Origin of the sequence: Coleofasciculus sp. LEGE 07092 (genome assembly GCF_015207375.1) — a bacterium.
Classification (GTDB): Bacteria; Cyanobacteriota; Cyanobacteriia; order Cyanobacteriales; family Coleofasciculaceae; genus LEGE-07092.
The window spans coordinates 1-1,372 of sequence record NZ_JADEWY010000290.1 but is presented as its reverse complement, the minus strand read 5'-3'; the positions used below and the strand labels follow the sequence as shown (position 1 = coordinate 1,372).

Below are 1,372 nucleotides of genomic sequence, written 5' to 3'. Positions count from 1 at the left end.
GAGCTGGGGAGCTTGGGAGCTTGGGAGCTTGGGAGCTTGGGAGCTTGGGAGCTGGGGAGATATTTAACGGGTTTGTTATTTCTGCAATGCTGCACTAGAAAATCTCTGGTGCAACAAGTTCAGGACTTATGCAAAGAAAGCCTCTAAACCCACACTTGTACTTGTAGGGTCTGTGCGTAAGTCCTGAAGATTAGCGATCGCTAAACTGGGCGTGGACGTTTGGTATGCTTTGTCAACAGTCAACGTGCTTATTTCAATCGGCTCGGAGCTAGCGTTATTTCACGTAGTTACAGAGTAGAGAGTTGTCCTGAGGATTAGTATCTGGTCAACTACAGCCTTTATCACAACTCATTATTCAAAATCTGTCTATCGATCAGTTTTTTATTTTATCCCAATTCTTAATATTAATAGAGTGTCATTCGATACAGAAATTGGGAGTTCACTCCTGAACAAGTCATCTCTGTTATCGGAATGACCACAAGTCATAAAAGCGAGGTTACGATGCAAATTAAGAACATAAACCTATTAACAGGAACAGTGCTGTCCCTAGCATTCTGTGCAGTGGCAGGAACTCCGGCGATCGCTAATCCCATGGGCGAACAACTTCAGGGTCAGTCTACAAACCAGATTGCTCAGATGGCACCCATGAGAGGTACGATTAGAAGTATAACGGGTAATATCGCCACGGTTGAGATGGAGAATGGCGACACGGAAAATATTGGTCTATCGAGATCACAACTTGGTGAGTTGCGACCCGGTGCAGAAGTTTTCATGCAAGATGGGCGTCTTGTAGACATGGATTCCGTCGGCGAAGGAGATTGGAATCGCGATATGAGTCCTATGGCTGCGACTCAACCGATGAAAGGCACGATCAGAAGTATAACTGGCAATATCGTCACTGTTGAGCTGGAGAATGGTGACAGTAAGAATATTGGTGTTTCACGCTCTGAGAGTATCGGCTTAGTTCCTGGTACACCAGTTATGGTTGAAGATGGGCGTATTACTGATTACAATCCCGTCTCGGCAATACCCCCACGGACTTATACTTCAAGAGTTGATCAGGTGTTCTCTGAGCTAGAAACTCGTAATAGGACAACCGTCACTCCTGGCGTTGAAAGACCGATGATGACTCCCACTACTCCAACTCCCCCTCGGAGTACAGTGCAACAGCAGCCGACACCAATGCCACAGCAACAAATGATGGAGGAACAAACACAGCCAGTGAGAGGGCTTTGGTAAAAACTTCAGCGTTAAGAGGCTAATGGCACTTGCTGCTGAGGCTTTTGACTCACAAGACGAGGAATGGGGAGCTATAACAATTCCTGTTTAAACGAGGTACAGGGAGTTATCTTCCCCACTCCCCACTCCCCAC

1 protein-coding gene is annotated in these 1,372 nt (G+C 46.4%); it reads left to right on the top strand.

The features are described 5' to 3' along the window. The first annotated feature begins 501 nt into the window (after positions 1–501). Positions 502–1,239, top strand: a complete 738-nt coding sequence (locus IQ257_RS29625) for a hypothetical protein (protein ID WP_193882851.1) — start codon at positions 502–504, stop codon at positions 1,237–1,239. Positions 1,240–1,372: the final 133 nt, after the last annotated feature.